This window comes from Streptomyces swartbergensis (assembly GCF_002148965.1).
GTDB classification, from domain to species: domain Bacteria; phylum Actinomycetota; class Actinomycetes; order Streptomycetales; family Streptomycetaceae; genus Streptomyces; species Streptomyces swartbergensis.
In genome coordinates, this window is the sequence record NZ_NGFN01000616.1 from 1 (window position 1) to 2,318 (window position 2,318).

General features: G+C 73.2%; 2 protein-coding genes and 1 pseudogene. 2 read left to right on the forward strand and 1 reads right to left on the reverse strand.

The window, feature by feature from the left end:
* A partial coding sequence (locus CA983_RS42830) for an adenosine deaminase (RefSeq protein WP_244207343.1) occupies positions 1-1,040 on the forward strand: 1,040 nt, incomplete at its 5' end.
* Positions 1,037-1,792, forward strand: coding sequence for a glycerophosphodiester phosphodiesterase (locus CA983_RS42835; RefSeq protein ID WP_244207344.1), 756 nt, complete (start codon positions 1,037-1,039; stop codon positions 1,790-1,792). The genes CA983_RS42830 and CA983_RS42835, both read left to right, overlap by 4 nt.
* On the opposite strand, the pseudogene CA983_RS42840 reads toward CA983_RS42835, so the two are convergent.
* Positions 1,737-2,318, reverse strand: a pseudogene (locus tag CA983_RS42840) (sigma-70 family RNA polymerase sigma factor); the annotation flags it as partial. The gene CA983_RS42835 and the pseudogene CA983_RS42840 overlap by 56 nt on opposite strands.

Genomic DNA, 2,318 nt, shown 5'->3' on the forward strand with positions numbered 1-2,318 from the left:
CCCGTGCCCCGCGCGACCTGAAGGCCTTCGTCGCCGGGCTGCCCAAGGCCGAACTGCATGTGCACCACGTGGGTTCCGCCTCCCCCCGGATCGTGTCCGAGCTGGCCGCCCGCCACCCCGACTCGAAGGTCCCGACCGATCCCGCTGCCCTGGTCGACTACTTCTCCTTCACCGACTTCGCCCACTTCATCGAGGTGTACCTGTCGGTCGTCGACCTGATCCGCACCCCGGAGGACGTCCGGCTGCTGACCTACGAGGTGGCCCGTGAGCTGGCCCGGCAGCAGGTGCGGTACGCCGAGCTGACCATCACGCCGTTCTCCTCCACCCGCCGCGGCATCGACGAGCGCGCCTTCATGGACGCGATCGAGGACGCCCGCAAGGCCGCCGAGGCCGACTTCGGTACGGTGCTGCGCTGGTGCTTCGACATCCCGGGCGAGGCGGGGCTCGAAGCCGCCGAGGAGACGGCCCGGCTCGCCACCGACGACCGGCTGCGCCCGGAGGGCCTGGTCTCCTTCGGTCTGGGCGGGCCCGAGGTCGGCGTGGCGCGTCCGCAGTTCAAGCCGTACTTCGACCGGGCGATCGCGGCCGGTCTGCACTCCGTACCGCACGCCGGTGAGACCACCGGCCCTCAGACGGTGTGGGACGCCCTCACGCATCTGCGGGCCGAGCGCATCGGCCACGGCACCAGCTCGGCGCAGGACCCGAAGCTCCTCGCGCACCTCGCCGAGCACCGGATCCCGCTGGAGGTGTGCCCGACCTCCAACATCGCCACGCGCGCGGTCCGCACCCTCGACGAGCACCCGGTCAAGGAGTTCGCCGAGGCCGGGGTCATCGTCACGATCAACTCCGACGACCCGCCGATGTTCGGCACCGACCTCGACAACGAGTACGCGGTCGCCGCCCGGCTGCTCGACCTCGACGAGCGGGGCCTGGCCGAGCTGGCGAAGAACGCCGTCGAGGCCTCGTTCCTGGACGCGGCGGGCAAGGCCCGGATCAAGGAGGAGATCGACACGTACACCGCGGGGTGGCTCGGCCGGTGACGCCCTCCTCCGAGCGCCCCGGCTTCCCCGGGCGGCGCGTGACCGCCGTGGCCCACCGGGGCGACCCGTACCGCCACCGCGAGAACACCGTCGCCTCGCTGCGTTCCGCGCTCGACCGGGGCGCGGACGCGGTGGAGATCGACGTACGGCTGACCCGGGACGGCGTGCCGGTGCTGCTGCACGACGACACGCTGAAGCGGCTCTGGGAGCAGGAGCGGCCGGTGCTCGCGCTGTCCTGGGAGGAGGTGCGCGGGCTCACCGGCGGCGGGATTCCGGCCCTGACGGAGGCGCTGGCCGCGACCGACGGCCACCGGGTGATGATCGACCTGCCCGGCTCGCCCGACGTGCGGGCGGTGCGGCGGGTGATGGACGCCGTACGGGAGGCAGGGGCGGCGGACCGCGTCTACTACTGCGCGGGCGCCGACGCCATGCTCGCCGTGCGCGCGGCGGACCCGGCCGCCGAGATCGCCCTGACCTGGACGACGCTGGCCCCGCCCCGGCCCGTCCTGCTGGAGGCGATCCGCCCGCGCTGGCTCAACTACCGCTTCTCGCTGGTGGACCGCCCCCTCGCCGACCGCGTCCACCGCGACGGCTACCTGCTGTCCGTCTGGACCCCCGACACGCGCCGCGCCATGCGACGGCTGCTGGACGCGGGGGTGGACTCGATCACGACCAACCGCATCGACGTGCTGTGCGCTACACGCGCGAGCGCTGCGGGACCGTCGCCGGATCGGCCGGGGTCGAGCGCGTGACGTACTGCGGCACCGGCGCGCTGTCCGTGCCGGTGTCACGGACGAGGCCGTAGCGGATGGCGCCCTGCGCGGGGCCCTCGTTGACGTCCTTGTCCACGGCCTGCCGGCTCGACGGGAAGACGGTCAGGCCGTAGTCGCAGCCGCGTTCGTTCTGGGTGAGGGTGACGGTGCCGTCGACGTAGAAGTACTCGTTCTGCCACATCTGCTGGGTGCCGGGCGGCATCACCGCGTATCCGATGTCCGGGCCTCCCATGCCGGTGGCGTAGCCGTTGGGGGCGCCGGGCAGCGGGTCGTCCATGCGGCGCGTGCCGCCGGAGGCCACGTGGAACAGTTTGCCCTTCAGGCCGGTCCAGGTCGGCATGACCAGCGCGCCGGGCCGGGACTTCGGCGAGATCTGCCAGCGCACCAGGACATAGCCCTGGCCGCTCAGCGTCACGCTGTCGCCACGGTGCTGCATGACGGCCCTCGGGCCACCGGTGCTGGTGATGCCGGACTCGGGGCGGCGGGGCAGGGCGGCGGGCCGTGC